Annotated in this window: 30 protein-coding genes and 1 tRNA gene; 15 read left to right on the top strand and 16 right to left on the bottom strand. The window is 71.6% G+C overall.

What is annotated here, in order from left to right; translation table 11 throughout:
• The first annotated feature begins 30 nt into the window (after nucleotides 1–30).
• The 8 genes from clpS to ACFZAU_RS23165 all read left to right on the top strand — a co-directional run bounded on the left by clpS (nucleotide 31) and on the right by ACFZAU_RS23165 (nucleotide 5,715).
• A complete protein-coding gene (gene clpS / locus ACFZAU_RS23200) occupies nucleotides 31–342 on the top strand; it encodes an ATP-dependent Clp protease adapter ClpS (protein WP_431949157.1) in 312 nt (103 codons plus the stop codon).
• A 68-nt stretch (nucleotides 343–410) separates the two neighbouring features.
• Entirely contained in the window at nucleotides 411–977 is a 567-nt protein-coding gene (locus ACFZAU_RS23195) for a DUF2017 domain-containing protein (RefSeq protein WP_500553754.1), read from the top strand.
• 305 nt (nucleotides 978–1,282) lie between these two features.
• On the top strand, nucleotides 1,283–2,719 hold the full coding sequence (locus ACFZAU_RS23190; RefSeq protein ID WP_500553753.1) for an amino acid permease: 1,437 nt from the start codon (nucleotides 1,283–1,285) through the stop codon (nucleotides 2,717–2,719).
• 98 nt (nucleotides 2,720–2,817) lie between these two features.
• The gene (locus tag ACFZAU_RS23185; protein ID WP_500553752.1) at nucleotides 2,818–3,243 is read left to right on the top strand and encodes a M67 family metallopeptidase; all 426 of its coding nucleotides are present in this window, start codon (nucleotides 2,818–2,820) and stop codon (nucleotides 3,241–3,243) included.
• A gap of 66 nt (nucleotides 3,244–3,309) precedes the next feature.
• Nucleotides 3,310–3,414: a putative leader peptide gene (locus ACFZAU_RS23180; protein WP_431959667.1), complete on the top strand. Its 105-nt coding sequence runs from the start codon at nucleotides 3,310–3,312 to the stop codon at nucleotides 3,412–3,414.
• 62 nt (nucleotides 3,415–3,476) lie between these two features.
• Entirely contained in the window at nucleotides 3,477–3,782 is a 306-nt protein-coding gene (locus ACFZAU_RS23175; protein WP_500553751.1) for a MoaD/ThiS family protein, read from the top strand.
• A complete protein-coding gene (locus tag ACFZAU_RS23170) occupies nucleotides 3,782–4,732 on the top strand; it encodes a PLP-dependent cysteine synthase family protein (protein WP_500553750.1) in 951 nt (316 codons plus the stop codon). Before ACFZAU_RS23175 ends, ACFZAU_RS23170 begins: the two co-directional genes overlap by 1 nt.
• Before the next feature lie 230 nt (nucleotides 4,733–4,962).
• Nucleotides 4,963–5,715: an MBL fold metallo-hydrolase gene (locus tag ACFZAU_RS23165; RefSeq protein WP_500553749.1), complete on the top strand. Its 753-nt coding sequence runs from the start codon at nucleotides 4,963–4,965 to the stop codon at nucleotides 5,713–5,715.
• Between the two features lie 79 nt (nucleotides 5,716–5,794).
• Here the strand turns inward: ACFZAU_RS23165 and ACFZAU_RS23160 are convergent, their stop codons facing one another.
• Entirely contained in the window at nucleotides 5,795–7,048 is a 1,254-nt protein-coding gene (locus ACFZAU_RS23160) for a PTS transporter subunit EIIC (RefSeq protein WP_500553748.1), read from the bottom strand.
• Between the two features lie 120 nt (nucleotides 7,049–7,168).
• Nucleotides 7,169–8,497 carry a PTS transporter subunit EIIC gene (locus ACFZAU_RS23155; protein ID WP_500553747.1) on the bottom strand — a complete coding sequence of 443 codons (1,329 nt, stop codon included), beginning with the start codon at nucleotides 8,495–8,497 and terminating at the stop codon, nucleotides 7,169–7,171.
• Nucleotides 8,498–8,636: 139 nt separating this feature from the next.
• On the opposite strand from ACFZAU_RS23155, the gene ACFZAU_RS23150 reads away from it, so the two are divergent.
• The 4 genes from ACFZAU_RS23150 (at nucleotide 8,637) to rdgB (ending at nucleotide 10,791) form a co-directional block, all read left to right on the top strand.
• Entirely contained in the window at nucleotides 8,637–8,870 is a 234-nt protein-coding gene (locus tag ACFZAU_RS23150; RefSeq protein ID WP_499599268.1) for a PTS sugar transporter subunit IIB, read from the top strand.
• A gap of 98 nt (nucleotides 8,871–8,968) precedes the next feature.
• A complete protein-coding gene (rph, locus tag ACFZAU_RS23145; protein WP_499599266.1) occupies nucleotides 8,969–9,715 on the top strand; it encodes a ribonuclease PH in 747 nt (248 codons plus the stop codon).
• 56 nt (nucleotides 9,716–9,771) lie between these two features.
• Complete coding sequence (locus tag ACFZAU_RS23140) at nucleotides 9,772–10,167, top strand: hypothetical protein (RefSeq protein WP_499599264.1); 396 nt, start codon at nucleotides 9,772–9,774, stop codon at nucleotides 10,165–10,167.
• Nucleotides 10,168–10,182: 15 nt separating this feature from the next.
• The gene (rdgB, locus tag ACFZAU_RS23135) at nucleotides 10,183–10,791 is read left to right on the top strand and encodes an RdgB/HAM1 family non-canonical purine NTP pyrophosphatase (protein WP_499599262.1); all 609 of its coding nucleotides are present in this window, start codon (nucleotides 10,183–10,185) and stop codon (nucleotides 10,789–10,791) included.
• A 46-nt stretch (nucleotides 10,792–10,837) separates the two neighbouring features.
• Here rdgB and ACFZAU_RS23130 read toward each other — a convergent pair.
• The 8 genes from ACFZAU_RS23130 to ACFZAU_RS23095 form a co-directional block, all read right to left on the bottom strand.
• Nucleotides 10,838–10,913 (bottom strand) — tRNA-Leu (locus ACFZAU_RS23130).
• Nucleotides 10,914–10,924: 11 nt separating this feature from the next.
• The gene (locus ACFZAU_RS23125; protein ID WP_500553746.1) at nucleotides 10,925–11,722 is read right to left on the bottom strand and encodes an HNH endonuclease signature motif containing protein; all 798 of its coding nucleotides are present in this window, start codon (nucleotides 11,720–11,722) and stop codon (nucleotides 10,925–10,927) included.
• An 81-nt stretch (nucleotides 11,723–11,803) separates the two neighbouring features.
• Nucleotides 11,804–12,439 (bottom strand): HNH endonuclease signature motif containing protein, encoded by a 636-nt coding sequence (locus tag ACFZAU_RS23120; protein ID WP_500553745.1) that lies wholly within the window; start codon nucleotides 12,437–12,439, stop codon nucleotides 11,804–11,806.
• 132 nt (nucleotides 12,440–12,571) lie between these two features.
• A complete protein-coding gene (locus ACFZAU_RS23115; protein ID WP_500553744.1) occupies nucleotides 12,572–13,438 on the bottom strand; it encodes a fumarylacetoacetate hydrolase family protein in 867 nt (288 codons plus the stop codon).
• 71 nt (nucleotides 13,439–13,509) lie between these two features.
• On the bottom strand, nucleotides 13,510–14,181 hold the full coding sequence (locus tag ACFZAU_RS23110; protein WP_500553743.1) for a YidC/Oxa1 family membrane protein insertase: 672 nt from the start codon (nucleotides 14,179–14,181) through the stop codon (nucleotides 13,510–13,512).
• A gap of 101 nt (nucleotides 14,182–14,282) precedes the next feature.
• A complete protein-coding gene (locus ACFZAU_RS23105) occupies nucleotides 14,283–14,594 on the bottom strand; it encodes a DUF6412 domain-containing protein (RefSeq protein ID WP_500553742.1) in 312 nt (103 codons plus the stop codon).
• A gap of 35 nt (nucleotides 14,595–14,629) precedes the next feature.
• Nucleotides 14,630–15,415 (bottom strand): class E sortase, encoded by a 786-nt coding sequence (locus tag ACFZAU_RS23100; protein WP_500553741.1) that lies wholly within the window; start codon nucleotides 15,413–15,415, stop codon nucleotides 14,630–14,632.
• A 69-nt stretch (nucleotides 15,416–15,484) separates the two neighbouring features.
• Nucleotides 15,485–16,792 carry a DUF445 domain-containing protein gene (locus ACFZAU_RS23095; RefSeq protein ID WP_499599250.1) on the bottom strand — a complete coding sequence of 436 codons (1,308 nt, stop codon included), beginning with the start codon at nucleotides 16,790–16,792 and terminating at the stop codon, nucleotides 15,485–15,487.
• Between the two features lie 173 nt (nucleotides 16,793–16,965).
• Between ACFZAU_RS23095 and ACFZAU_RS23090 the strand changes: the two genes are divergently transcribed.
• Together ACFZAU_RS23090 and ACFZAU_RS23085 are read left to right on the top strand one after the other, a co-directional pair.
• Nucleotides 16,966–18,291 carry an SGNH/GDSL hydrolase family protein gene (locus tag ACFZAU_RS23090; RefSeq protein WP_500553740.1) on the top strand — a complete coding sequence of 442 codons (1,326 nt, stop codon included), beginning with the start codon at nucleotides 16,966–16,968 and terminating at the stop codon, nucleotides 18,289–18,291.
• Between the two features lie 25 nt (nucleotides 18,292–18,316).
• Nucleotides 18,317–19,429, top strand: coding sequence for an aminotransferase class V-fold PLP-dependent enzyme (locus ACFZAU_RS23085; protein ID WP_500553739.1), 1,113 nt, complete (start codon nucleotides 18,317–18,319; stop codon nucleotides 19,427–19,429).
• 419 nt (nucleotides 19,430–19,848) lie between these two features.
• On the opposite strand, the gene ACFZAU_RS23080 is transcribed toward ACFZAU_RS23085, so the two are convergent.
• From ACFZAU_RS23080 to ACFZAU_RS23070, 3 genes are read right to left on the bottom strand one after another with little or no spacing between them, the layout of a single operon-like run.
• The gene (locus ACFZAU_RS23080) at nucleotides 19,849–20,826 is read right to left on the bottom strand and encodes an ABC transporter ATP-binding protein (protein ID WP_500553738.1); all 978 of its coding nucleotides are present in this window, start codon (nucleotides 20,824–20,826) and stop codon (nucleotides 19,849–19,851) included.
• Nucleotides 20,826–21,629, bottom strand: a complete 804-nt coding sequence (locus tag ACFZAU_RS23075; protein WP_500553737.1) for an ABC transporter permease — start codon at nucleotides 21,627–21,629, stop codon at nucleotides 20,826–20,828. The genes ACFZAU_RS23080 and ACFZAU_RS23075 overlap by 1 nt, the downstream gene beginning before the upstream one ends.
• Nucleotides 21,622–22,422, bottom strand: coding sequence for an ABC transporter permease (locus ACFZAU_RS23070; RefSeq protein WP_500461409.1), 801 nt, complete (start codon nucleotides 22,420–22,422; stop codon nucleotides 21,622–21,624). The genes ACFZAU_RS23075 and ACFZAU_RS23070 overlap by 8 nt, the downstream gene beginning before the upstream one ends.
• 272 nt (nucleotides 22,423–22,694) lie before the next feature.
• On the opposite strand from ACFZAU_RS23070, the gene ACFZAU_RS23065 reads away from it, so the two are divergent.
• Nucleotides 22,695–24,923 carry a transglycosylase domain-containing protein gene (locus ACFZAU_RS23065; protein WP_499599239.1) on the top strand — a complete coding sequence of 743 codons (2,229 nt, stop codon included), beginning with the start codon at nucleotides 22,695–22,697 and terminating at the stop codon, nucleotides 24,921–24,923.
• Between the two features lie 91 nt (nucleotides 24,924–25,014).
• Here the strand turns inward: ACFZAU_RS23065 and ACFZAU_RS23060 are convergent, their stop codons facing one another.
• The 3 genes from ACFZAU_RS23060 to ACFZAU_RS23050 form a co-directional block, all read right to left on the bottom strand.
• Nucleotides 25,015–25,335, bottom strand: coding sequence for a DMT family transporter (locus ACFZAU_RS23060; RefSeq protein ID WP_499599238.1), 321 nt, complete (start codon nucleotides 25,333–25,335; stop codon nucleotides 25,015–25,017).
• A 103-nt stretch (nucleotides 25,336–25,438) separates the two neighbouring features.
• Nucleotides 25,439–25,777 carry a co-chaperone GroES gene (locus tag ACFZAU_RS23055; protein ID WP_319139263.1) on the bottom strand — a complete coding sequence of 113 codons (339 nt, stop codon included), beginning with the start codon at nucleotides 25,775–25,777 and terminating at the stop codon, nucleotides 25,439–25,441.
• Between the two features lie 10 nt (nucleotides 25,778–25,787).
• The gene (locus ACFZAU_RS23050; RefSeq protein WP_499599236.1) at nucleotides 25,788–26,111 is read right to left on the bottom strand and encodes a DUF3618 domain-containing protein; all 324 of its coding nucleotides are present in this window, start codon (nucleotides 26,109–26,111) and stop codon (nucleotides 25,788–25,790) included.
• Nucleotides 26,112–26,137 lie beyond the last annotated feature (26 nt).

Below are 26,137 nucleotides of genomic sequence, written 5' to 3'. Positions count from 1 at the left end.
GTTTCCCTGCGGGCACCCTCTGGTGACAGCATGGGTCACGTGAGTGTCGCCCCCGCAGAGATTGAACGGACCGAGTCGAGCGAGGCCCCCTTCGAGGTGCCGTCCCCGGACGTTCCCTGGGTGACTGTCGTCCACAACGACCCGGTCAATCTGATGAGCTACGTGACCTACGTCTTCCAGGCGTACTTCGGCTACCCGAAGGACAAGGCCACCAAGCTCATGCTCGACGTGCACCACAAGGGCCGGGCCGTCGTGTCCAGCGGCACGCGCGAGGAGATGGAACGCGACGTGCAGGCCATGCACGGCTACGGGCTGTGGGCCACCCTGACTCAGGACCGCTGACGCCGCGGGACCCGCGAGACCACCGAGAACCGAGACCACCGAGCCCCTGAGGGACGGCTGATACCGACATGCCCGGGTACTTCCAGACCGCCGCCGCAGGCGGCGCCGCCGTCGCGCTCGACGACGTCGAGATCTCCATCCTGCGCAGCCTGGCCGTGCAACTCCTCGAACTGATCGGCCCCGGCGACGCCGCCGACGGCGACGAACCGGCCGACCCGCTGGCCGAACTGTTCGCCGAGGGCCCCACCCGGCCCCCGCAGGACCCGGCGCTCGCCCGGCTCTTCCCCGACGCGTACGAGGAGGAGGCCGACTCCTCGGAGTTCCGCCGCTTCACCGAGAACGACCTGCGCACCCGCAAGCGCGACGACGCCCTCGCCGTCGTCCGCAGCCTCGACTCCCTCTCGACCGGCGGCGACGGGGGAGCGGTCCTGACCCTCGCCCCCGGGCAGGCCCGCCAGTGGCTCGGCACCCTCAACGACCTGCGGCTGACCATGGGGACCCGGCTGGAGGTCAGCGAGGACGAGGACAGCGAGCTGTACCGGCTGCCGGACTCCGACCCGCGCAAGCCGCTCGTCATGGCCTACCTCTGGCTCGGCGGACTCCAGGAGAGCCTCGTGGAGACCCTCATGCCGTGATCCGGAAAGGGCGTCCGTTCGCTCAGACGACCCTCAATTCCGGATAACGATGACGTCTCCGCCGCCGACCGCCTTCCCATTCGGCGCACCTTTTGTCTGCTTCTCCCTGTGCCATGTGCCACATTTGCGCTGCGTGCCCGGCGCACACCCCGTGATACGAATCCTCGACCACCGGCCGTGACGCCACCCCTGTCGCGGTCGGTCGCGTGGCCGGCTGACCCCGGCGTGCACCTCCACCATCCGGGGGGATCGGAACCCGATCCGGGCCGTCACGGCCGGACGGGCACGGAGAAAGGCACAGCACCATGACCTCGACGCAGGTCGAGCAGTACGAATCCGGCGGCGGCGCCACGGGGACCGGTCCGGAAGAGGGCTACAAGCGCGGACTCAGCGCCCGCCAGGTCCAGATGATCGCGATCGGCGGCGCCATCGGCACCGGCCTGTTCTACGGGTCCAGCAAGGGCATCGCCGCCATCGGACCCAGCCTCATCGCCTGCTACGCCGGCGCCGGCATCGTGATCTTCTTCATCATGCGGGCCCTCGGCGAACTCCTCACCTACCGCCCCACCTCCGGCAGCTTCGCCGACTACGCCCGCGAGTTCTTCGGGCCGTTCGCCGGCTTCGCCACGGGCTGGTCGTACTGGGCGCTGTGGGTCACCGCCTGCATGTCCGAGGTCACCGTCGCCGGCGCCTACATCAACTTCTGGTGGCCGTCGGTGCCGGTCTGGTCCACCGCCGCGGTCGCCCTCGTCGTGCTGTTCGTCGCCAACCTCGTCTCGGTCAAGATCTTCGGCGAGCTGGAGTTCTGGTTCTCCACCATCAAGGTCACCGCGATCATCGCGATGATCGTCATCGGCGTCGGCATCCTGACCTTCGGCTTCTCCTCCGCCGGCGACACCGCCTCCGTCACCCACCTGTGGACCGACGGAGGCTTCGCCCCCAACGGCGCCTGGCAGGCCATGCTCGCCATGCAGGGAGTGATCTTCGCCTACCTCGGCGTCGAACTCGTCGGCATCACCGCGGGCGAGGCCGAGAACCCCAAGCAGACCCTGCGCAAGGCGATCAACACCCTCCCCGTCCGCATCGGCATCTTCTACGTCGGCACGCTGATCGTCCTGCTCTCCGTCTTCTCCTGGACCAGGTACGACCCCGGAGTCAGCCCCTTCGTCCAGGTCTTCGTCCAGGTCGGCATCCCCGGCGCCGCCGGCATCATGAACTTCGTCGTCCTCACCGCCGCCCTGTCCTCCTGCAACTCCGGCATCTACTCCACCGGCCGCATGCTGCGCGGCCTGGCCGTCAACGGCGAGGCACCCAAGGCCGTCGCGAAGCTCAGCGACCGCCAACTCCCGCTGCCCGCCCTCGTCATGTCCACCCTCGTCATGGGCATCGGCGTCATCGTCAACGTCGTCTCCCCGGACAAGGCGTTCGTCTACATCACCTCCGTCGCGACCTGCGCCGGACTGTGGACCTGGATCATGATCCTCGCCGCGCACCTGCGCTACCGCGCCAAGGTCCGCGCCGGCCTGCTGCCCGCCTCCGACTTCCGCATGCCGGGCGCCCCGGTCACCAACTGGCTCGGCATCGCCGCGCTGCTCCTCGTCGCCGTCCTGATGGCGACCGACGCCGACACCCGGCTCGGCCTGTACGTCTGGCTCGTCTGGTCGGCCGTGCTGGGCACCGGCTACCTCGCCCTCAAGCGACGCGCCCCCCGCGACCCCGCCCCCGCGCCCGCCGCGCAGTGACCCCGTCCGCGTCCCGGCCCGCGGCCGCCGTACCCCCCGTACGGCGGCCGCCGCCCTCGCCAGGGGCGCCGCGCACGCACCCCTCTATCCTGACGACCATGCTGACCATCACCCGCGCCCTGCACGACGCACTCGTCGCCCACGCGCGCGCCGACCACCCGGACGAGGCCTGCGGCGTGATCGCGGGACCGGCAGGCAGCGGCCGCCCCGAGCGGCACATCCCGATGCTCAACGCGGCCCGCTCGCCCACGTTCTACGAGTTCGACTCCACCGACCTGCTGAGGCTCTACCGCGACCTCGACGACCGCGACGAGGAGCCGGTGGTCATCTACCACTCCCACACCGCCACCGAGGCCTACCCCTCGCGCACCGACATCTCCTACGCCAACGAGCCCGGCGCCCACTACGTACTGGTCTCCACCGCCGACACCGACGACGCCGGCCCCTTCCAGTTCCGCTCGTTCCGCATCCTGGACGGCGAGGTCACCGAGGAACCCGTCGAGATCGTCGACTCCTATATCTGAGACGGCACGGTCCGCATCCTGGGACGACCCCCTCTGGGGCCCCGGGGGAATCGATACGATGACCCCATGGTTTCCCACGACGTGAGCGACAAGGCGCCGGGCACGCTGCTCGTGGCGCGGCTGCACGTCGACCTGTGCCGCCTCGCCAGCGCGGCATGTCCGTGCGCCTGAGCACCGTCAGCCCGCGCCACCCCGCCTTCCCGCCGTACTCACGCACCCCTTGGAGCCGACGCATGGCCATCGAGGTCCGCATCCCGACCATCCTCCGCAGCTACACCGACGGCGCCAAGGCCGTCGAAGGCAGCGGCAGCACCCTCGACGAACTCCTCGCCGACCTCGACACCCGCCACACCGGCATCCGCGAGCGCATCGTCGACGCGGGTGAGCTGCGGCGCTTCGTGAACGTCTACCTCAACGACGAGGACGTCCGCTTCCTCGACGGCATCACCACCAAGCTCACCGACGGCGACAGCGTCACGATCCTCCCGGCCGTCGCGGGCGGCAGCGGTCTGCCGGCCGACTGCGTCGGCGGGCGCTGATGCGGTACGACAGCCCGCTGGCAGCCGTCGGCAACACCCCGCTGGTACGGCTGCCGCGCCTGTCCCCCTCCACCGAGGTCTCCGTCTGGGCCAAGCTGGAGGACCGCAACCCCACCGGCTCCGTTAAGGACCGCCCGGCCCTGCACATGATCGAGCAGGCCGAGCGCGCCGGACGCCTCACCCCCGGCTGCACGATCCTCGAACCCACCTCGGGCAACACCGGCATCTCCCTCGCCATGGCGGCCAAGCTCAAGGGCTACCGCATGGTCTGCGTCATGCCCGAGAACACCTCGTCCGAGCGGCGCGAGCTGCTCACCATGTGGGGCGCCGAGATCATCCCCTCCCCGGCCGCCGGCGGCTCCAACACCGCCGTCCGCGTCGCCAAGGAACTCGCCGCCGAACACCCCGACTGGGTGATGCTCTACCAGTACGGCAACCCGGACAACGCCGGCGCCCACTACGCCGGCACCGGCCCCGAGATCCTCGCCGACCTCCCCTCCGTCACCCACTTCGTCGCCGGCCTCGGCACCACCGGCACCCTCATGGGCGTCGGCCGCTACCTGCGCGAGAAGGCCCCCGGCGTGCAGATCGTCGCCGCCGAGCCCCGCTACGACGACCTCGTCTACGGACTGCGCAACCTCGACGAGGGCTTCATCCCCGAGCTCTACGACGAGTCCGTCCTCACCACCCGCTTCTCCGTCGGCTCCGAGGACGCCGTCCGCCGCACCCGCGAACTCCTCCAGCAGGAGGGCATCTTCGCCGGCGTCTCCACCGGAGCCGCCCTGCACGCGGCCCTCGGCGTGGCCCGCAAGGCCGAACGCGCCGGAGAACACGCCGACATCGTGTTCGTCGTCGCCGACGGCGGCTGGAAGTACCTGTCGACCGGCATCTACACCGCCGAGTCCACCGAGGCGGCCGTCGCCGCCCTGCACGGCCAGCTCTGGGCCTGACCCTCCTCCCACGGCGCCCCCGCCCGTCCGGACCTCCGGCGGGCGAGGGCGCCGTACTGGTGATTCCGCCCACAACGGGGCTCCGCAGAGGAGCACGCGCACGCCGTGCGCCTTACGCTCAAGAACACATGGCGGGTCGCTCCCGCCCCTCCCCCCTCCCCCTGCGGAGCGGGGGGCGTCGTGGCGCGCCAACGCAAGACCCCCGGAACAATCCACGGAGGTTTCTGCACATGAAGCTCACCGTCGTCGGCTGCTCGGGTTCGTTCCCGTCCGCGGAATCGGCCTGCTCGAGCTACCTCATCGAGGCCGACGGCTTCAGGCTGCTCCTCGACATGGGCAACGGTGCCCTCGGCGAGCTGCAGCGCCACTGCGGTCTCTACGACCTCGACGCCATCCTGCTGAGCCATCTGCACGCCGACCACTGCATCGACATGTGCGGGTACTTCGTCGCCCGCTACTACCGGCACGAGGGCGGCCCCGCCCACGCCATCCCCGTCTACGGGCCCGAGGGCACCGAGCGGCGGCTGGCCAGCGCGTACGGGGACGTGCCCGACGAGAAGTGCATGAGCGAGGTCTTCGACTTCCGCACCCTCGAACCCGGCACCTTCCGCCTCGGCCCCTTCACCATCGCCGCGGACGTCGTCAGCCACCCCGTCGAGGCGTACGGCTTCCGTGTCGAGCACGCCGGTCGCTCCATCACCTATTCGGGTGACACCGGTCCCTGCGACGCGCTGCAGACCCTCACCGAGGGCACCGACCTCTTCCTGTGCGAGGCCTCCTTCACGTACGGCAAGGAGGACATCCCCGATCTGCACCTCAACGGCCGCGAGGCCGGCCAGTACGCCGACCGCGCCGGCGCCGGTCGCCTGGTCCTCACCCACATCCCGCCCTGGACCGACCCGCAGGTCGCCCTCGAGCACGCCCGCGAGGTCTACGACGGCCCGGTCGAGGTGGCGAAGGCCGGCGCGGTCTACGAGGTCTGAGCGCCCCCGCACCCTTTTCGCGCAGCACGAAGCCCCCGGATCCAGGCGGATCCGGGGGCTTCGTCGTGCGGCGGCGAGGCTACGCCTTGGTGAGGTCCTCGATCTCCTCATCGGGTTCACGGCCCGGGGTGGGGAGGTTGAACCTGGTGATCGCGAAGCGGAAGACCACGTAGTAGATCGCCGCGAACACCAGGCCCAGCGGAATGATCAGCCAGGGCTTCGTGTCGAGCTTCCAGTAGAGGGCGTAGTCGATCAGACCGGCCGAGAAGTTGAAGCCCGCGTGCACCCCCAGCGCCCAGGTGACGGCCAGGGAGACGGCCGTCAGGACGGCGTGCACCACGTACAGCAGTGGCGCGACGAACATGAACGAGAACTCGATCGGCTCGGTGACACCCGTGACGAAGGAGGTCAGCGCGAGCGAGGTCATCATGCCCAGCACGGCCTTGCGGCGCTCGGGGCGGGCGGAGTGCGCGATCGCGAGGGCGGCGGCCGGGAGGGCGAACATCATGATCGGGAAGAAGCCGGACATGTACATGCCCGCGCTGGGGTCGCCGGCGAGGAACCTGCCGTAGTCGCCGTGCGCGACCTGCCCGGCGGCGTCGGTGAAGTCACCCAGCTGGAACCAGGCCACCGTGTTGACGAACTGGTGCATGCCGATCGGGATCAGTGCGCGGTTGACCAGGCCGAACAGACCGGCGCCGGCCGCGCCGAGGCTCGTCATCCACTCGCCGAAGTTGCCGATGCCCTCGCCGATGGGCTCCCAGACCAGGCCGAAGAAGACGCCGACGACGATGCCGACGAAGGCCATGATGATCGGCACCAGGCGGCGCCCGTTGAAGAAGCCGAGCCAGTCGACCAGTTTGGTGCGGTGGTACCGCTGCCACAGGACGGCGGACAGCAGGCCCATGATGATGCCGCCGAGGACGCCGGGATTGTTGTACGTCGCGGCGATGTCCGCGCCCGCCTGGACCTTGGCCTCGGTGACCGGGAAGGCCTCCAGCACCTTGCTGTAGACCAGGAATCCGACGACGGCCGCCAGCGCCGTCGAGCCGTCGGCCTTCTTGGCGAAGCCGATGGCCACGCCCACGCAGAAGAGCAGCGGCAGGGCGCCGGTGAGGGCACCGCCCGCCTTGTCGAAGACGGACGCGACCTTGTCCCAGCCGAGGCCGTCCGCGCCGAAGACGTCGGGCTGACCCAGTCGGACCATGAGGCCCGCCGCGGGCAGGACGGCGATCGGCAGCTGCAGGCTGCGGCCGATCTTCTGCAGGCCCTGGAAAAGGCCGGAGCCCCGCTTCTTCGCTGCGGGGGCCGCCGATGCGGTGGCGGTAGTCATGGGGGGTCCTCCTGGTCTAAACCACCGAGTGGTGTAGACCAGTATTAACATGTAAGCAACGCGTCAAGGAAAGCCTCGTCGGGTGTGGTCTAGACCACAATGCCGAGCGTGGTCCCCCGGCTACGCCTTGACGTTGTCCCGCTCCATCCCCTCCGCGATCTCCTCCGGCTCACGTCCCGGCGTCGCCAGGTCGAACCTGGTGATCACGAAGCGGAACAGCACGTAGTACACCGCCGCGAAGACCAGCCCGATCGGGACGATCAGCCACGGCTTCGTCGCCAGGTTCCAGTTGATGACGTAGTCGATCAGCCCCGCCGAGAACGTGAAGCCGTCGTGCACGCCCAGGCCCCACGTCACCGCCATCGACACCCCCGTCAGCACCGCGTGGATGGCGTACAACGCCGGCGCGATGAACAGGAACGAGTACTCGATCGGCTCGGTGATGCCCGTCACGAACGAGGTCAGCGCCACCGACAGCATCAGGCCGCCCACCTCCTTGCGGCGCGACGGGCGGGCGCAGTGCGTGATCGCCAGCGCGGCGGCCGGCAGGGCGAACATCATGATCGGGAAGAAGCCCGAGGTGAACTGCCCGGCCGTCGGGTCACCCTGCAGGAAGCGGTTGATGTCCCCGTGCACCACCGTCCCGTCCGGCTTGGTGAAACTGCCGAACTGGAACCACACGAAGACGTTGAGGAACTGGTGCAGCCCCACCGTCAGCAGCGCCCGGTTCGCCACCCCGAAGATGCCCGCCCCGTACGAGCCCAGGTCCGTGAGCCACTGGCTGAACGAGGTGAGCCCGGCACCGATCGGCGGCCAGACGAACACGCACAGCACCGCGAAGACGATCGCGACGAACGCCATGACGATCGGTACGAGCCGGCGCCCGTTGAAGAAGCCCAGCCAGTCCACCAGCTTCGTGCGGTGGTAGCGCTGCCAGAAGAACGCGGTCAGCAGCCCGATCACGATCCCGCCGAACACCCCCGGGTTCTGGTACGCGGCCGGGGCCGCCGCCGCAGGCGTCCCCGGCGGGATGCACGCCCCGCTGATGGTGCTCGTCGCCAGGAAGGCCGTGCCCTTCGGGCAGTCCTGCGGGAACTGGTGCAGCACCCCGTAGTAGACGAGGAAGCCCGCCACCGCCGCCAGCGCCGTCGAGCCGTCCGCCTTCTTCGCCATCCCGATCGCGACGCCCACCGCGAACAGCAGCGGCAGCCCCAGCGAACCGTCCAGCAGGGCGCCGCCCGCGCCGTTGAAGACCTTGGCCACCGCGTCCCAGCCCAGGCCCCGGGGTCCGAAGACGTCGTCCTGGCCCAGCCGGTTGAGGATGCCCGCCGCCGGCAGCACCGCGATCGGCAGCTGCAGGCTGCGGCCCATCTTCTGCAGCCCCTGGAACAGCACGGAGCCCCACGTCCGGCTCGGACGCGGGGCGGCCGCGGCGGCGTCCGGACCCATGGGGCCACCTCCCGGCGGGTAATGTGGTGTAGACCAGTTGCGGCGCGGCTGGGACACTCATGCATCCCCGCAAAACCGGTCCACCACTGCACTACGGTGTGAAATCGGACCGAACGGCCGAGACCAACCAGGAGCACAGATGGCCAGCAAGGCAGAGAAGATCGTCGCCGGGCTCGGCGGACTCGACAACATCGAAGAGGTCGAGGGCTGCATCACCCGACTCCGCACCGAGGTCAAGGACCCCTCGCTCGTCGACGAGGCCGCGCTCAAGGCCGCCGGAGCCCACGGCGTCGTCAAGATGGGCACCGCCATCCAGGTCGTCATCGGCACCGACGCCGACCCCATCGCCGCCGACATCGAGGACATGATGTGACCCGGCACTGACCGCCGGACCACCACAGCCTCACCCGCAAGGGGCCCGTTCCAGGACCGGCACGGGCCCCGAGCCGCGCTACGACTAGGCTCGACGCCATGTCTCGTATCGACGGCCGCACCCCCGAAGAGCTCCGCCCCGTCACCATCCAGCGCGGCTGGAGCAAGCACGCCGAAGGATCCGTCCTCGTCTCCTTCGGCGACACCAAGGTCCTCTGCACCGCCTCCGTCACCGAGGGCGTCCCCCGCTGGCGCAAGGGCAGCGGCGAAGGCTGGGTCACCGCCGAGTACGCCATGCTGCCCCGCTCCACCAACACCCGCGGCGACCGCGAGTCCGTCCGCGGCAAGATCGGCGGCCGCACCCACGAGATCTCCCGCCTCATCGGCCGGTCCCTGCGCGCCGTCATCGACTACAAGGCACTCGGCGAGAACACCGTCGTCCTCGACTGCGACGTCCTCCAGGCCGACGGCGGCACCCGCACCGCCGCCATCACCGGCGCCTACGTCGCCCTCGCCGACGCGGTCACCTGGATGCACGGCCGCAAGCTCGTCCGCGCCAAGGCCCAGCCCCTGAGCGGCACCGTCAGCGCCGTCAGCGTCGGCATCATCGACGGCGTCCCCATGCTCGACCTCTGCTACGAGGAAGACGTCCGCGCCGAGACCGACATGAACGTCGTCTGCACCGGTGACGGCCGCTTCGTCGAGGTCCAGGGCACCGCCGAAGGCCAGCCCTTCGACCGCAAGGAACTCAACAACCTCCTCGACCTCGCCGTCGCCGGCTGCGCCGAACTCGACGCACTCCAGCGCGCCGCCCTCGCCGAACTCGAACAGATCACCAAGGACTGACAAAGAGCAGGTCTGGAAACCGCAACCTGAGGACGGCGCGGTGCGTATGTAAAGGTATGCACCCACGCACCCGCCGCCTCGCGGCGCTCGCCACCGCGGCCGCCCTCGGCACCACCGCCCTCATCGGCTGCAGCGCCGTCGACGCCGTCGACAAGGCCCTCGACTGCGCCAACGTCGCAGCCCAGATCGCCACCGACGTCCAGAACCTGCAGAACGCCGTCAACAACGCCGGCAACAGCCCACAGGACGCCGCCAACGCCCTCGACCAGATCGCCGACGACCTCGCCGACCTCGGCGACAAGACCGGCAACGCAGACGTCAACACCGCCGTGGGCGACCTCCAGAAGGCCGTCGAGAACGCACAGAAGGCCGCCCAGAACGGCGACACCCCCGACATCACCCCCGTCGCCGACGCCGCGACCGAACTCTCCAAGGTCTGCACCCCCGGCTGACGGGATAATCGGACCATGCCGCACACCCGCCTGGTCCTCGCCACCCGCAACGCCCACAAGGTCGCCGAACTCCACGCCATCCTGGCCGACGCCGGACTCGGCGTGGAGCTCGTCGGCGCCGACGCCTACCCCGAAGTCCCCGACGTCCGCGAAACCGGCGTCACCTTCGCCGAGAACGCCCTCCTCAAGGCCCACGCCCTCGCCCAGGCCACCGGCCTCCCCGCCGTCGCCGACGACTCCGGCCTCTGCGTCGACGTCCTCGGCGGCGCCCCCGGCATCTTCTCCGCCCGCTGGGCCGGCAAGCACGGCGACGACCGCGCCAACCTCGAACTCCTCCTCGCCCAGCTCTCCGACATCGACACCCCCCACCGCGCCGCCCACTTCACCTGCGCCGCCGCCCTCGCCCTCCCCGACGGCACCGAACGCGTCGTCGAGGGCCGCCTCCTCGGCACGCTCCGCTTCGAGCCCCACGGCAACGGCGGCTTCGGCTACGACCCGATCCTCCAGCCGCTCGGCGAGTCCCGGACCTGCGCCGAACTGACCGCGGACGAGAAGAACGCCATCAGCCACCGCGGCCAGGCCTTCCGGGCCCTGGTGCCGGTGGTGCGGGAACTGGTGGGGTGACATGACGAAGGGCGCGGCAATCTTGGAGATGCCGCGCCCTCGGCGGTGGGCCCGGTGGGACTCGAACCCACGACGCACCGGCTCTAAACCGGCGTCCTCTTGGCCAGCTGGGATACGGGCCCGCGGCGCCACTCTACTGGGTGGTGGTGCCCACCTGCACGGCTATGGCGCCAGGGTCTGTTCGACCGGCGAAGCCGGCGGTCTGGCTGTGGCACGAAGGGCACAGATACCGCAGGTTGCTGACCCGGTTGTCCAGCCGGTCACCGTTGACATGATCGATCTCAAGTGTGATCGACAACCCCTGCCATACCGGGCCCGTGCCGCAGGCACGGCATTTGTACGGGACGTCCTTCTCCTGGAGCGCGCGGTGCAGCATCCGCCGGCTGGTACGCGGGCTGCCGGCGGCGAGCAGTTGCAAAGTGTCCTCCGCCGGTTTGCGGCGTGGGGAGGGGACGCCGCGGGCGTGTGCCTGACCTGTGAAGTGCGCCGTGGACAGCCCGCGCTCCGCGATGGCTTGCTTGAGCCGCCTTCGGGACGTTCCGTTGTCCGGTAGACCCAGGCGGCGAACGACGCCCGCGAGGCTCGTCGACCTGCCGACGGCCCGACCCAGCTCGTGTACGTCGATGAGCGGTGGCTCCTTGGCGGGCGTTCGGACGAAATGGGAGGTGTCGATCCCGAAGTGGGCGAGCCGGCGCTCGATGTGCCCGTAGGCGCTGTCGTACGGAGGCACGTCAAGCTGTTCCAGGACCTCCCGGATGGACCCGCAACAGGCCGCGGCATTCTCCAAAACCTCTCTCGTGTACCTGCGGGGTGGTCTGCTGGGCAGCGGTTCGTCGACGAAGTGGCGCGTGTCGACGCCGTAGTGCCGGAGCCGCTCCTTCAGGTAACCCAGTGGGCCGCTGCCGAGGGGCTGGCCGAGGCGCGTGAGCATGTCCACGAGACTGCGGGACCGGGCAGCGCAGGCTGTGAGCGAGGTGCGGGTGTAGCCCGGACTGTCGTAGAGAGGGGACATCTAGCGCACCGCCCCACGGCGCTTTCGGCCCCGGTAAGTGTCGGTGGCCGCGTGGCAGTTCGGGCAGAGCAACCGCAGGTTCTCAGGGCGGTTGTCCCACCAGTCTCCGTTGACGTGGTCGACCTCCAGACGTAGGGGCGCGCCCTTCCACACCGGTCCGGTGCCGCACATCGCGCACACCTCTGCAGCGCCCTGCCGGAGTAGGTGTCTGCGCAGCCGGTGGCTGGGGATCCGGCCGTCGTCGGGAGTGCCGAGCACCAGTCGTTCGGACAGGGGGCTCCTGGGGCGGCGCGCGCCACCGCCGTTCGGTGTGAAGTGCGAGATGTCGATGCCCAGTCGGGCGATACGGCGTCCGATGTGCGCCTGATTGCCGCCGACCGGGTTGATGCCCAGTCGGCGTACGACCTCCGCGATGCTGGTCGATTCGCGAACGACGGCGCGCAACCGGCTCTCGGTGTGGCGGATTCCCTCCTGCTCGAAGTGCGAGCAGTCGACGCTCCATGCGCTGATCAGCTTGCGCAGGTAGGCGCGACTGCCGTTGGTGGGCGTTCCCCCGAGCCTGGTGATCACGTCGGAGAGCGACGTGCACTGGGCGGCGGCCTCTTCGACGAGTTCACGTGTGTACCTGGCTGTCACATATCCCCCATGCGATCGCGTGTTGCACTTTCGCACGTTTTAACGACCCGCTTGTACGACGGTTACGCCGACCGGGATACGCCGAAGGGCGCCCGGCGTGTGGTGCCGGGCGCCCTTCGGCGGGGGAGGGGGCTACGCGTCCTTGAGGGCCTGGCGCTGGTGGCCGAGGCCGTCGATCTCGAGCTCGACCACGTCGCCGGCCCGGAGGTACGGCTTGGGCTCGGGGCGGCCGAGGGCGACGCCGGCGGGGGTGCCGGTGTTGATGACGTCGCCCGGGTACAGGGTCATGAACTGGCTGACGTAGCGGACGACTTCGGCGACCGGGAAGATCTGCTCGGCCGTGGTGCCGTCCTGCTTGAGGTCGCCGTTGACCCACAGCCGCAGGCCCAGGGCCTGGGGGTCGGGGATCTCGTCGGCGGTGACGAGCCAGGGGCCGAGGGGGTTGAAGGTCTCGCAGTTCTTGCCCTTGTCCCACTGGCCGCCGCGCTCGATCTGGAAGGCGCGTTCGGACACGTCGTGGGAGACGGCGTAGCCGGCGACGGCGGCGAGGGCCTCCGCCTCGTCGGCGGCGTAGCGCAGTTCGCGGCCGATGACGACGGCGAGTTCGACCTCCCAGTCGGTCTTGCGGCTGCCGCGGGGGACGAGGACGGTGTCGTCGGGGCCGACGACGGTGTCGGGGGCCTTCATGAAGAGGATGGGCTCTTCGGGGACGGCGGCGCCGGTCTCGCGGGCGTGGTCGTGGTAGTTGAGGCCGATGCAGACGATCTTGCCGATGCGGGTGAGCGGGGGGCCGATGCGCCGGTCGGCGGCGTCGGCGGGGTCGAGGGCGGGGAGGGTGCCGTCGGCGGCCGCGGCGCGGATGCGGGCGAGGGTGTCGTCGTCGGCGAGCAGGGTGCCGTCGATGTCGGGGGTGAGGGAGGACAGGTCGCGCAGAATGCCGTCCTGGTCGAGCAGGGCCGGGCGTTCGGCTCCGGCGGGGCCGAGTCGCAGCAGCTTCACAAGACTCTCCGGGTGTGGTCGGGGGTGGCGGTGGTCATGTCCGGGGTCGGGGTCCGTGGTCATGTCCGTGGTCATGTCCGATGGGGGCGGTCATCGGAGGTCTTGGTTGATCCTCCAGCGCCGGGGGTGGCGTCCGCAACCCCTTGACCGCGCTGTGGACGGTGGAGCCAGGCGCGTTCGGCGGCGGTCCAGGCGGTGGAGGTGGCGATGTAGAGGCCGGCGGCCGGGGGGACGACGGCGGCGGTGATCAGGGTGCCGAAGGAGAGCAGCGGGAGGTGTTTGGCGAGGCCTTCGGCGTCGGGGGCGGCCTTGCGGGCGCGGTGGTAGGACCAGTAGGCGACTGCGGCGACCACGACGAGGATCGCGAGGTGCAGGGCGCCGGTCCGGTCGTCGGCGATCCGGGCGGTGGAGGAGGCGTGGTAGAGCACGAAGAAGGCGGGGAGCTGGAGGAGGGTCGGCAGCACGCCGGCGAAGGGGGAGGCGCCTTCCTGGGTGTAGAGGCCGCCGAGGGCGCGCTGGAGTTCCTGCGGGTCGCGTGCGTGCTTGCGGCGCAGTTCGGCGACGCGTGGGGCGAGGGCGGCGCGGGCCTTCTCGCCGCGGGCGGCGGCGCGGGCGAGGGGGTGGAGCGCGAGTCGTACGAGGAGGGTGACGAGGACGATCGCGGTGGCGGGCGCCGCGGTGCGTCCGGTGAGCGGGGCGAGGGTGTCGGTGAGGGTGAGCAGGGCGTGCGTGAACACGGACATGGGGGTGGGACCCTCCGCGGGTGTCGTCGTGCCGGTCGGGGTGGGCGCGGCGTGACGGGGCGCGGTGGGGCGGTGGGTGCCGTGGTGCGGTGGCGTTGCCCCTAGGCGGCCGTCGGGAGGGGGCGGCCGGGGGCCCTGGGGCGTGGGCGGCCGGAGGCGTCGGGGTCGCGCTGGGGGAGGAAGGCGGTGCGGTGTTCCCGGTCGCGCAGCGCGGTGCGGACGCGCCCGCGGGGGACGGGGGGTGCGGTGGCCGCGAGGCGGCGGGCGCTGCCGAGCAGGAGGGCGAGCGCGGCGGTGGTCGCGGCGGCGGCGACGGCGGTGGTGAGGCCGCTGTGGGTGAGCAGGAGACCGGTGAGGAGCAGCAGGAAGGCGGCGCCTTGCACGCGTGCGGCTGCCGCGGTGCTGCGGATCACGCGGACTGCTCCTTCCGGCCCTTCCGGTCGTTTCGTCAGGGATGACGTTCGGGGGGCCGGCGTGGTTCCGCTGCGGCGAGTCCGCCCCAGACGACCAGGCGGTAGGTGGAGGTGAATCCGGGGGTGCAGGTGGTGAGGGTGATGTAGTGGCCGGGTCCGGTCATGTGCCGGCGGGGGTGGACGCCGCTGTGGGGGACGGGGGCGATGACGGTGCCGTCGGAGGGGGTGGTGCGGGTGAGGGTCTGCCGGACGACGTAGGTGTAGCGGGTGGTGGCGGTCTCGACGAGGAGGGTGTCGCCGGGGCGGAGCCGGTCGATGCGGCGGAAGGGTTCGCCGTGGGTGTTGCGGTGGCCGGCGAGGGCGAAGTTGCCGGGTTGTCCGGGCTGGGCGGTGTGCGGGTAGTGGCCGGCGTATCCGTGGTCGAGGACTTCGGTGCGGTTGACGCCTTCGGCGATGGGGGTGGTGACGCCGATGCGGGGGATGCGCAGGACGGCGTAGGCCTGGGCGGGCCGCGGGGTGGTGGCGCCGGCGGTGGTGCGGGTGCCGGCGCTGCGGGGTCGGCTCGTGGGTGCGGCGGCGCCAATAACAGCGAATTCGTCCGATGTCTCGGGGGTGGGGGTGCCGGTGGCGGGGGCGCGGTCCCACTGTCGTTCGATGGTGGTGACCCGGTGCGCGGCGCCGGACTGGGCCCGCAGGTTGGTCCACCACAGCTGGTGGGCGACGAGCAGCAGGAGGACGGCGCCGAGGGTGAGGGCGGCTTCGCCGGCGCCCCACAGCGCGCGTCCCTGCCGGCGCAGCGGGGCGGGGGTTCGGGTGGGCATGCCGGCACGGTAGGTGACGTGGCGTCAGATTCCCAGAGCGGGGCCGGCCCGGGCCCGCCCGTCCCCCGGCTATCCCGCGAGGAACCGGGAGACGGTGTAGATGACCAGCCCCGCCAGTGAGCCGACGACGGTGCCGTTGATGCGGATGAACTGCAGGTCGCGTCCGACGTTGGCCTCGATCTTGCGGGTGGTCTGCTCGGGGTCCCAGCCGGCGATGGTGTCGGTGATCAGCGCGGTGATCTCGTCGCGGTAGGTGGTGACGACGTACGTCGCGGCGTCCTCCAGCCAGCCGTCGATCTTGGCGGTCAGCCGGGGGTCCTCCGTCATCCGCGCGCCCAGCGACAGGAGTGAGGCCCGGGCCCGCAGCCGCAGCTCGCTGCGCTCGTCCTCGGCGGCGGCGACGATCATGCCGCGGACCGAGCCCCACGCGGACTCGATGAGGTCCTGGACCTCGTTGCGGGCGATGAGGTCCTTCTTGAGCCGTTCGACGCGGGCCCGGGTGTCCGGGTCGGACTGCAGCTCGACGGCGAAGTCGGCGAGGAAGCGGTCGATCGCCTCGCGTGCGGGGTGCTCGGGCATGTCCCGCATCTCGGCGGTGAAGCGCACGAGTTCCTTGTAGACGCGTTCACCGACCCTGCGGTCAACGAAGCGCGGGGTCCAGCCGGGGGCGCCTCCCTGGACGGCGTGCATCACCGAGTCGGAGTGCTCGACCAGCCAGTCGTGGGCGCGGACGCAGACCAGGTCGACCACCCGCCGGTGCCCGCCGTCGGCGACGACGCGCTCCAGCATCTTGCCTATCCCCGGGGCGATCTCCTGGGCGTCGGCGCGCCGGGTGATGGCCTCGCCGACGACGGCCTGGACGTCGGAGTCGCGCAGCACGGTCAGGGCGCCGCGCAGCGCGGCGGCGCCCTGTTCGGTGACGCGGTCGGCGTGCTCGGGGTGTTCCAGCCAGGCGCCGAGCCGCCGGGCGATGCCGACCTTGCGCAGCCGGGTGCGGACGACCTGCGGGGACAGGAAGTTCTCGCCGACGAAGTCGCCGAGGGTGCGGCCGAGCGCGTCCTTCTTGGTGGGGATGATCGCGGTGTGCGGGATGGGCAGGCCGAGCGGCCTGCGGAAGAGCGCGGTCACCGCGAACCAGTCGGCGAGCGCGCCGACCATGCCCGCCTCGGCGGCGGCCGCGACGTAGCCGGACCAGGCGCCGGCCCCCGCCGACTCGGCCCACTTGGCCAGTCCGTAGACGGCCGTGGCCACCAGCAGCAGGCCGGTGGCGATCACCTTCATGCGTCGTACGCCGCGCCGACGGCCCTCGTCGGCGGGGCTGTAAGAGAACACCGGGGTCGGGCCTTGGTCCGATCCGGTCACCGGAGCCGTTTCCATCCGCCGCATCCACTCCTTCCGCGTATCGTCCACACCACACTCTTCGAGTGGAACGAACAACGAGTTCCCGGCGTCCGACCATGCAGACGGGCAGGCCCCACGTCTCCATGGGATCATGGCGACAGCGGATCGCGCCGGTTTCCCGCCCATTGATCCCAGGAGTGAAGCACCGCATGGCCAGGACGACGGGTTGTGCACTGCTCGCCGGAATCGTCGCGCTGGTCGTGGTCGTCTCCGCCGCGATCTTCGTCACCACCAGCCACGGCGACGCCTCGACCCGCTCCGGGGGGCCCGTGGTGCCGGCGGGACTTCCCGGTGTCCCCAACCAGGCCGCGCCCGCGGCGTCCGGTTCCTGGGTCGGCACCTGGTCGACGTCCCCGGTCGGCGGCGAGCCGAACACGCCGGACGGCTATGCGGGGTGGTCGATCCGCAACGTGGTGCACACCAGCGTCGGCGGCACCTCGGCGCGCGTCCACCTCTCCAACCTCTTCGGCCGCACCGCACTGCCGGTGGGCCGGGCGACGGTCGCGGTCGGCGCGGCGCCGGGGTCGCCGGCCGCGGCGGCCGGCACGATGCGGTCGCTGACCTTCGGCGGGCGGACGTCGGTGCGGATCCCGGTGGGCGGCGCCGTCGTCAGCGATCCCGTGCAACTGGCCGTCCCGCAGGCGGCGGACCTGCTGGTGACGACGTACACCCCGCGGGCCGCGGGCCCGGTGACGTACCACCCGCGGGCGCAGCAGACCTCGTTCATGGCGTTCGGCGAGCGCGCCGCGCGCACCGACGGCGCCGCCTACACCACGCGGACCCCGTACTGGCGTTACGTGACGGGGGTGGACGTCTTCACGCGGCAGGCGGCCGGGTCGGTGGTGCTGTTCGGCGACTCGATCACGGACGGGATCACCTCCACGCCGGGCGCGAACCACCGCTGGCCGGACCGCCTGGCGGTGCGGCTGCGCGGTTCCGGCGACCGCGGGCTGCGATTCGGCGTCCTCAACCAGGGGATCAGCGGCAACCGGGTGCTGCGCGACGGCGAGAACGGCGCCAATCCGAGCGGTCTGAGCCGTCTGGAACGGGACGCGCTCTCGCAGACCGGCGTCCGCGCGGTCGTCGTCGATCTGGGCATCAACGACGTGCTGCGGCCGCCGCAGCGGACCGGCGCGGCGGAGATCGTCACGGGGCTGCGGGAGATCGTGGCGCGCGGCCACGAGCGCGGACTGCGGGTGCTGGGTGCCACGCTGGCCCCGTGCGGCGGCCACGCGGGCTTCAACCCGCACTCCGAGTCGGTGCGGCAGCAGGTGAACGCGGCGATCAGGGCCGGCACGGTGTTCGACGAGGTGATCGACTTCGACCGGGCGCTGCGGGACCCGGACCGTCCCAGTGCGCTGCTGCCCGCCTACGACTCCGGCGACCACCTGCACCCCAGTGACGCCGGTTTCCTGCGCATGGCGGAGACTGTGCAGTTGTCGCTGCTCAAGGGCGGCGCGGCGGCCAAGGTGTGACGAGTACGGACGGACGGCGACACCCATGACGGACCACGCGGGCGGGCTGACCGGCTACGCCGAGCACTTCGGCGAGCCCGAGGGCTACCTGGACTTCGCCCGCTACGGCCCGCCCTCGCGGGACGTCCTCGACGCCACGGCGGCCGCCCTGGCGGCGTCGGCGGAGGCCGACCACACCACCGTCAACGACCTGATGCGGGCCGAGCCGCGGGCCCGGGCCGCGGCGGGACGGCTGGCGGGCACGGACACCGCGCACGTGGCGCTGCTGCCCAACGCCTCCACCGGTCTCTTCCACGCCGCCTTCGGCGTACCCGGCGGCGCGGTCCTGGTGCCGTCGGCGGACTTCCCCGCGAACCACTACCCGTGGCGGCGCACGGCCGCCCTGGGCCGGGCGGTGCCGCGCTGGCTGGACGGGGCGCCGACCCCGGAGGCGGTGCGTGCGGCGCTGACGGACGAGGTGGTGGCGGTCTCGGTGAGCGCCGTGGACTTCCGCACCGGTTACCGGGCGGACCTCGCGGCGCTGCGCGAGGTCGTCGGGGACCGGCTGCTCGTGGTGGACGCGATGCAGGCGTTCGGCGTCGTCGAGCTGCCGTGGCAGGCGGCGGACGTGGTCGTGGCCGGCGGCCAGAAGTGGCTGCGGGCCGGCTGGGCCACCGGGTTCGCGGCGCTGTCGGACCGCGCCCTGGAGCGGCTGGAGCCCACGCTGACGGGGTGGACCGGGGTCGAGGACGTCGCCGTCTTCGACGACACCGAGCACCCGGCCGCGCCGGACGCGCTGCGCTGGAGCATCACCAATCTGAGCCCGGTGACGGCGGCAGCCTTCGCGGCGGCGCTGGAGCTGGTCGAGGGCGTCGGGGTGGCGGCGATCGAGGCGCACGTCGCGCGCCGGGTCGACGAGCTGATCGACGTGGTCCGCTCGGCCGGCGGGAAGGTGCTGTCCCCGGTGGCCCGCGCCGAGCGGGCGGGCATCGTGTCGTTCGCGGTGCCGGACGTGGACCCGGCCCGGATCGCGAAGGCGCTGCACGAGCACGGGGTGACGCCGTCGGTCCGGACGGACTCCGTCCGGCTGTCCGCGCACGCCTCGACCACGGCGGGCGCGGTGGAGCGCGTGCGCGCGGCCCTCGCCTCCCTGCGCTGACCTTCGGGGGCGGGGACACCGCCCCGCTCGGCCCGCACCCCGGCCGCCGGGTGCCTCCAGCCGGGGACGCCGCGGTGCCGGGGAGGTCCCGTCCGGACGATCGGCGGCTGCCGCGCCGCGCGCGCCGTCCTGGCGTCCCCGCAAGGGACGACAGGACGGGGCCCGTGGTCGAGGAACCCGTCCCGTGCCGGCTGCCGACTGCCGGCCGCCGCGGGACGCGCCCGCCGCGGTCGTGCCGGGGCGGCCCGGCGGGTACGTGACGGACCGCGGGCGGGGCGGGGGCCCCCGAGTGGGCGGCCGCACGCCGTGCCCGGTGCGCCGTCAGGGGCGGCCCGGCCGGGTCCCCCGCAGGACCCGGCGGTCGTGGCCGCCCGTGCCGCTGGTCGGCCGGTGGGCGGCGGGGTGCCGACCCCGCGGCCTCACGCGGGAGCGGTGCTGCTCGCGGCGTACATGCGGGCGATGACGTCCTCGATGGCGGGTTCGCGCACCGACAGGTCGACGACGGCGTGGCGTGCGGCGAGTTCGGCGACCAGGGGCGCGGCGCTGGCGGCCGCGGGGAAGGCGATCCACTGCCGGGCGCCTTCGACGCGTTCGCAGCGGGCGCCGGTGAGTTCCACCGGTGGCAGCTCCCGTTCGAAGTCGACGACGAGGGTGCGCTCGCTCTCGCCGGCCTCGTGCAGCCCGTCGAGGCCGCCGTCGTACACCAGGCGGCCGTGGTCGATGACCATGACGCGGCCGCACAACTGCTCGATGTCGGTGAGGTCGTGGGTGGTGAGCAGCACGGTGGTGCCCTGTTCGGTGCTGACGGTCCGCAGGAAGGAGCGGACCTTCGCCTTGCTGACGACGTCCAGCCCGATGGTCGGCTCGTCGAGGTAGAGCACCTCGGGGTCGTGGAGGAGCGCCGCGGCGATGTCGCCGCGCATGCGCTGGCCGAGCGAGAGCTGCCGTACGGGGACGTCCAGGAGCGGCCCGAGGTCGAGCAGGTCGACGCAGCGGTCGAGGTTGCGGCGGTAACGGGCGGCGTCGACGCGGTACATGCGACGTACGAGTTCGTAGGAGTCGCGCAGCGGCAGGTCCCACCACAAGGTGGTGCGCTGTCCGAAGACGACGCCGATACGGCGGGCGAGCCGGGTGCGTTCGCGGGAGGGGTCGATGTCGGCGACGCGCAGCCGGCCGCCGCTGGGGGTGAGGATGCCGGTGAGCATCTTGACGGTGGTGGACTTGCCGGCGCCGTTGGGCCCGATGTAGCCGACCACCTGGCCGGCGGGGACGGTGAAGGAGATGCCGTCCACGGCGCGGACCTGGCGGCGCTCCCTGCGGAGCAGGCCGGTGCGCCGGCGTACGTCGAAGACCTTCTCGACGCGGTCGACTTCGATGAGTGCGGTCATGTCGGTCATCAGCTCCCGGTGCTCCGGTACGAACGCAGGCCCGCCCGCCAGGCGGCGCCGGCCAGGGCGCAGCAGGCGACGGCGACCAGGGGCGGGGCGAAGTCCACCCAGCCGGGCAGGCCCAGGGGGTCCTGGCGGCCCAGAATGCGCAGTGCGGGCAGCCAGTTGACGAAGGCGAGCGGCACGATGAAGGTGACGCCGCGCACGAGTTCCTTGCCGAAGACCGACGGCGGGTACTGCAGCAGGGTGGCGCCGCCGTAGGTGAAGGAGTTCTGCACCTCGGAGGCGTCGCCGGCCCGGAACTGGAAGGCGGCGCCGGCGACGAAGACGGCGCCGAAGATCCCCGCTCCGCTGAGCAGCATCATCGGCAGCAGCACCAGGTCCAGGGCGGTCCAGTGCAGGTCGAGACGGGTCACCGACCAGCCCAGGACGAGCAGTCCCTGCACGATCCGGCCGATCCGGCGCAGTGCGAAGCGGTCGGCGGCGACCTGGGCCAGGACGGGCACGGGCCGCACCAGCAGGGTGTCGAGCGTGCCGTCGCGGATCCGGCCGCCGAGCCGTTCCATGCTGCCCAGGGCGAGGTCGGCGAGGCCGAAGGCGGTGCCGGAGGTGCCGTAGAGGAAGGCGATCTCGGGCAGTGAGTAGCCGCCGAGCCGGTCGACCTGGGAGAACATCAGCAGGATCGCGAGGAAGTCCAGCCCGGTGGCGGCGAAGTTGACGGCCGTGTTCATCACGAACGACGCCCGGTACGCCATGGTCGAGCGGGTCCACATCCACACGATCAGCCCGTAGGCGCGCAGTGCCTCAGCCACCTTGGACCACGACCTTGCGGGTGGCGGCGGACTGCAGCAGCCGTCCCGCGCCGAGCAGGACCACCGCCCAGGCGGCCTGGAAGGCCAGGGCGGCGGCGAGCGCGGCGCCGGTGTGCCGGCCCATCAGGATGTCGGCGGGCACCTGGAGCAGCGCCGACCAGGGCAGCAGCAGGACGACCGGGGCGAGGCCGGCGGGGAAGGCGTTGAGGGGCAGCAGCATGCCGGAGAAGAAGAGCGTGGACAGGCCGGAGACGGCGACGATCCCGGCGCCGTCCATGAGCCAGAAGACGCTGAGGACGACGAGGTAGCGCAGGGCGAAGCCGACGACGACCCCGAGGGCGACCGACAGCAGGAAGCAGGCCCAGGTGGCGGGGGAGGCCGGCAGGGCGAGGTCGAAGGCGAGGGCGCCGCAGACCATGGGCACCGCGCCGCGGGCGAGCAACTGGTAGCCGGCCCGGCCGAGGTCGGCGGCGAGCCACCAGGCCTGCAGGTCGGCGGGGCGGTGCAGGTCGACGGCGATGTCGCCGTTGCGGACGCGTTCGATCAGTTCGTCCTGGAACCCGCCGCCCATGAGGGCGGACGTCGCGAACAGGGCCTGGCCGATCCAGACGTACGTCAACGCCATGGACTGGTCGTAGCCCCCGAGGTGGGGCCGTTCGTGCCAGAGGGCGATGTAGGTGTATGCGGTGATGAAGCCGAAGACGGTGTTGGTGAAGACGCCGGCCGCGGTGGCCACCCGGTACGTGGCGTGGCGCCGGAAGCCGTTCGCCGCCACGGTCGCGTACAGGTGCATGGTCCCTCCTCCCGGTGCGGGGGAACGGGCCCGTCCGTTCCGGCGCAAGCGCCCGACGTTACCCGCCGTGTCCGCCGGGTGCCACGGGGTTTTCACCCGGCGGGGTGGTGGGCGTCACGCTTTCGGCCTGTCACAGGCTTGTCACGGATGCACGTCGATGACCCGATTTGTCCTGATGGTGGGAGAGTGTCCGGCGGGTCGTACGGCACGATTGACCCAAGATGTTCCGCCGCGGCACAACCCTCGGCGGCCGCGGAGGAGTCAGTACAGACATGAGCAGCAGCAACGCTTCCCCCGGCGGCTGGGAGAACCCGCCCTCCGGCAAGAAGCCGAAGCGCACCGGTGCCCGCAGACTGATCCCGAGCTGGCGCGCGGTGCTCGGCACGCTCCTGCTGGTCGTGCTGGCGTGCGCGGGCGCGTTCATCATCGGCTACCAGCTGGTGGACATCCCCAAGGCCAACGCGGGAGCGGTCGCGCAGAGCAACGTCTACCTGTACTCCGACGGCAGCCAGCTCGCCCGCGACGGGGCGGTCAACCGCGAGAACGTGAGCCTGGACCAGGTGTCCGAGGTCGCCCAGCACGCCACCCTCGCCGCCGAGGACCGCAACTTCTACCACGAGTCCGCGGTCAGCCCGAAGTCGATGCTGCGCGCGGCGTGGAACACGGTCACCGGCAAGGGCAAGCAGTCCGGTTCGACGATCACCCAGCAGTACGTCAAGAACTACTACCTCAACCAGGAGCAGACGGCGGTCCGCAAGGCCAAGGAGTTCTTCATCGCGATCAAGCTGGACCGCGAGAAGACCAAGGAGGAGATCCTCGAGGGGTACCTCAACACCAGCTACTACGGCCGCAACGCCTACGGCATCCAGGCCGCCGCCCAGGCCTACTTCGGCAAGGACGCCGCCGAACTCGACGCCGCCGAGGGCGCGTACCTGGCGACCCTGCTCAACGCGCCCAGCGAGTACGACATCGTGGCGCACCCGGAGAACAAGGCCAAGGCGAAGGCCCGCTGGGACTACGTGCTGGACGGCATGGTCAAGGAGGGCTGGCTGAGCGAGGGCGAGCGCGCGGGGCTGGAGTTCCCGAAGCCGCACAAGGCCAAGGCCGCCACCGGGATGTCCGGCCAGCGCGGCTACCTGGTCGAGGCCGTCAAGGACTACCTGTACGGGGCGGGGATCCTGGACGAGGAGACCCTGCGCTCGGGCGGGTACCGCATCACCACGACCATCGACCGCAAGAAGGAGAAGGCCTTCGTCGAGGCGGCCGAGGAGCAGCTGCTGGACAAGCTCGACCCGAAGGCGCACCCGGTCGACAAGTACGTGCGGGTCGGCGGGGCGTCCATCGACCCGGCCAGCGGCAAGGTCGTCGCGATGTACGGCGGCGTCGACTACACCAAGCAGTTCGTCAACAACGCGACCCGCTCGGACTACCAGGTGGGCTCCACCTTCAAGCCGTTCATCTTCGCCTCCGCCGTGCAGAACGACTCCACCACCCAGAACGGCCGGCGCATCACCCCGTACACCGTCTACGACGGCCGGAACAAGCGCGAGGTCATCGGACCGGACGGCCCCACCGGCTACGCCCCGGCGAACGAGGACGACGTCTCCTACGGGTCGATCACGGTCACCAACGCCATGGACAAGTCCGTGAACTCGGTCTACGCCCAGATGGCGCAGGACGTCGGCCCGGGCAAGGTCAACGACACGGTGCGGGCGCTGGGCATGCCGGAGAAGGTGAAGCTGGTGACCAGCCCGGCCATGGCGCTCGGCACGATGACGGCGAGCCCGCTGGACATGGCGCAGACCTACGCGACGCTCGCCAACCACGGCCGGTACGTCCCGTACACCATGGTCGTGAAGATCACCAAGAACGGGCAGGAGGTGCAGCTGCCCAAGCGCCGGCCCACGCAGGCCGTCCACCGCGAGGCGGCCGACACCACGACCTCCATCCTGCGTTCGGTGGTCCGCGGCGGCACCGCCACCGCCGCGCAGGCCGCCGGCCGTCCCGCGGCGGGCAAGACCGGCACGATGGAGGAGGACAAGGCGGCCTGGTTCGCCGGCTACACCCCGGACCTGGCCACCGCCGTCGCCGTCATGGGCCAGGACTCCCAGACCGGCGCCCAGAAGAAGCTGTACGGCACCACGGGGCTGTCCCGCGTCAACGGCGGCGGCTTCCCCACGCAGATCTGGGCCCAGTACACGGCCGACGCGCTGAAGGGGAAGCCGGCGAAGAACTTCAAGCTGCGGCTGGAGCCGGGGGCCCAGGCCCCGCCGACCAGCGCGCCGCCGGCCAGTTCCGCCCCGCCGACCTCCGCCCCGCCGACCGAGTCGGCCCCGCCGGAGTCCTCCGAGCCGCCCGGCACGGAGGAGCCGCCCAGCGAGGAACCCAGCGAGGAGCCCAGCGAGCCGGCCAGCCCCGGCGAGGACGGCGGCACCGAGGGCGGCGGACTGCCCATCGGCGGCCTCGACGGCGGACCGGGCGGCGAGGACGACTTTCCGTAGGAACGCCCGCCGGGTGCCGCCGGGGAGCTCCCCGGCGACACCCGGCGCGACGGCGTGCGGGGCCGCACCAGGGCGTGCGCCGTGGCGCCGTTCAGTGCCCCGAGGTCGCCTTCAGGCCGACCACGGATACCAGCAGCAGGCAGATGAAGAAGATCCGGGCGGCGGTCGCCGGCTCGTCCAGCACCACGATGCCGAGCACCGCCGCGCCCGCCGCGCCGATCCCGACCCACACCCCGTAGGCGGTGCCGATCGGCAGCGTCCTGGCCGCGTACGACAGCAGCAGCATGCTCGCGACGATGCCGAGCCCCGTGCCGACGCTGGGCCACAGCCTCGTGAAGCCGTCGGTGTACTTCATGCCGACCGACCAGCCGACCTCCAGCAGGCCGGCGAGACACAACAGGACCCATGCCATGACGGGCACCTCCACGATCCTCGAGGGGTCAGGGGGTGCGTCGTCTTTGCATGGGCCCTGGTACGGCGCGTCTCGTCAGGGTACGGACCCGACGATAGCAAAGTCAGAGGTAGAGGCCGGTGGAGTCCTCCGAGCCCTGCAGCCGCTCCGCCGCCACCGCGTGCAGGTCCCGCTCCCGCATCAGCACGTACGCCGTACCGCGCACCTCGACCTCGGCCCGGTCCTCCGGGTCGAAGAGCACCCGGTCACCGACCTCCACGGTCCGTACGTTCTGTCCCACCGCGACCACCTCGGCCCAGGCCAGGCGCTTGCCGACGGCCGCCGTGGCGGGGATCAGGATGCCGCCGCCGGAGCGCCGCTCGCCCTCGGGGACGTCGGACCGCACCAGCACGCGGTCGTGCAGCATGCGGATGGGGAGCTTGTCATGCGTCTGCGAACTCACAGGTACGACGTTACCGGCGACGCCGGCGCAGTGAGAGACCGGCCACCACGGCGACCAGCGCCACCGCCGCCACCGCGACCGGCACGATGCGCTCCACGCGGGGCGCGCCGTCCTCCGCCACGAAGTGCCCCCGCAGTTCTGTCACGCCGCGGTTCACCGCCACGTACGCGCGTCCCGCGGTGCGGTCCACCGCCGAGGCGACCTTCGCCTTGGTGTCCGCCGCGATCGTGCTGGGGTGCACCCGCACCGCGATCTCGTCCAGCGTCGCGGCCAGCGCCTGCCGCTTGAGGGCGATGTCCGCCTCGATCTGAGCAGGGCTCCTGCCATCCGACACTGCTCCGCCTCCGTCGTCCTTGTCGA

Source organism: Streptomyces sp. NPDC008238 (genome assembly GCF_042956445.1).
GTDB lineage: Bacteria > Actinomycetota > Actinomycetes > Streptomycetales > Streptomycetaceae > Actinacidiphila.
This window is presented reverse-complemented; position numbering and strand designations above follow the sequence as displayed.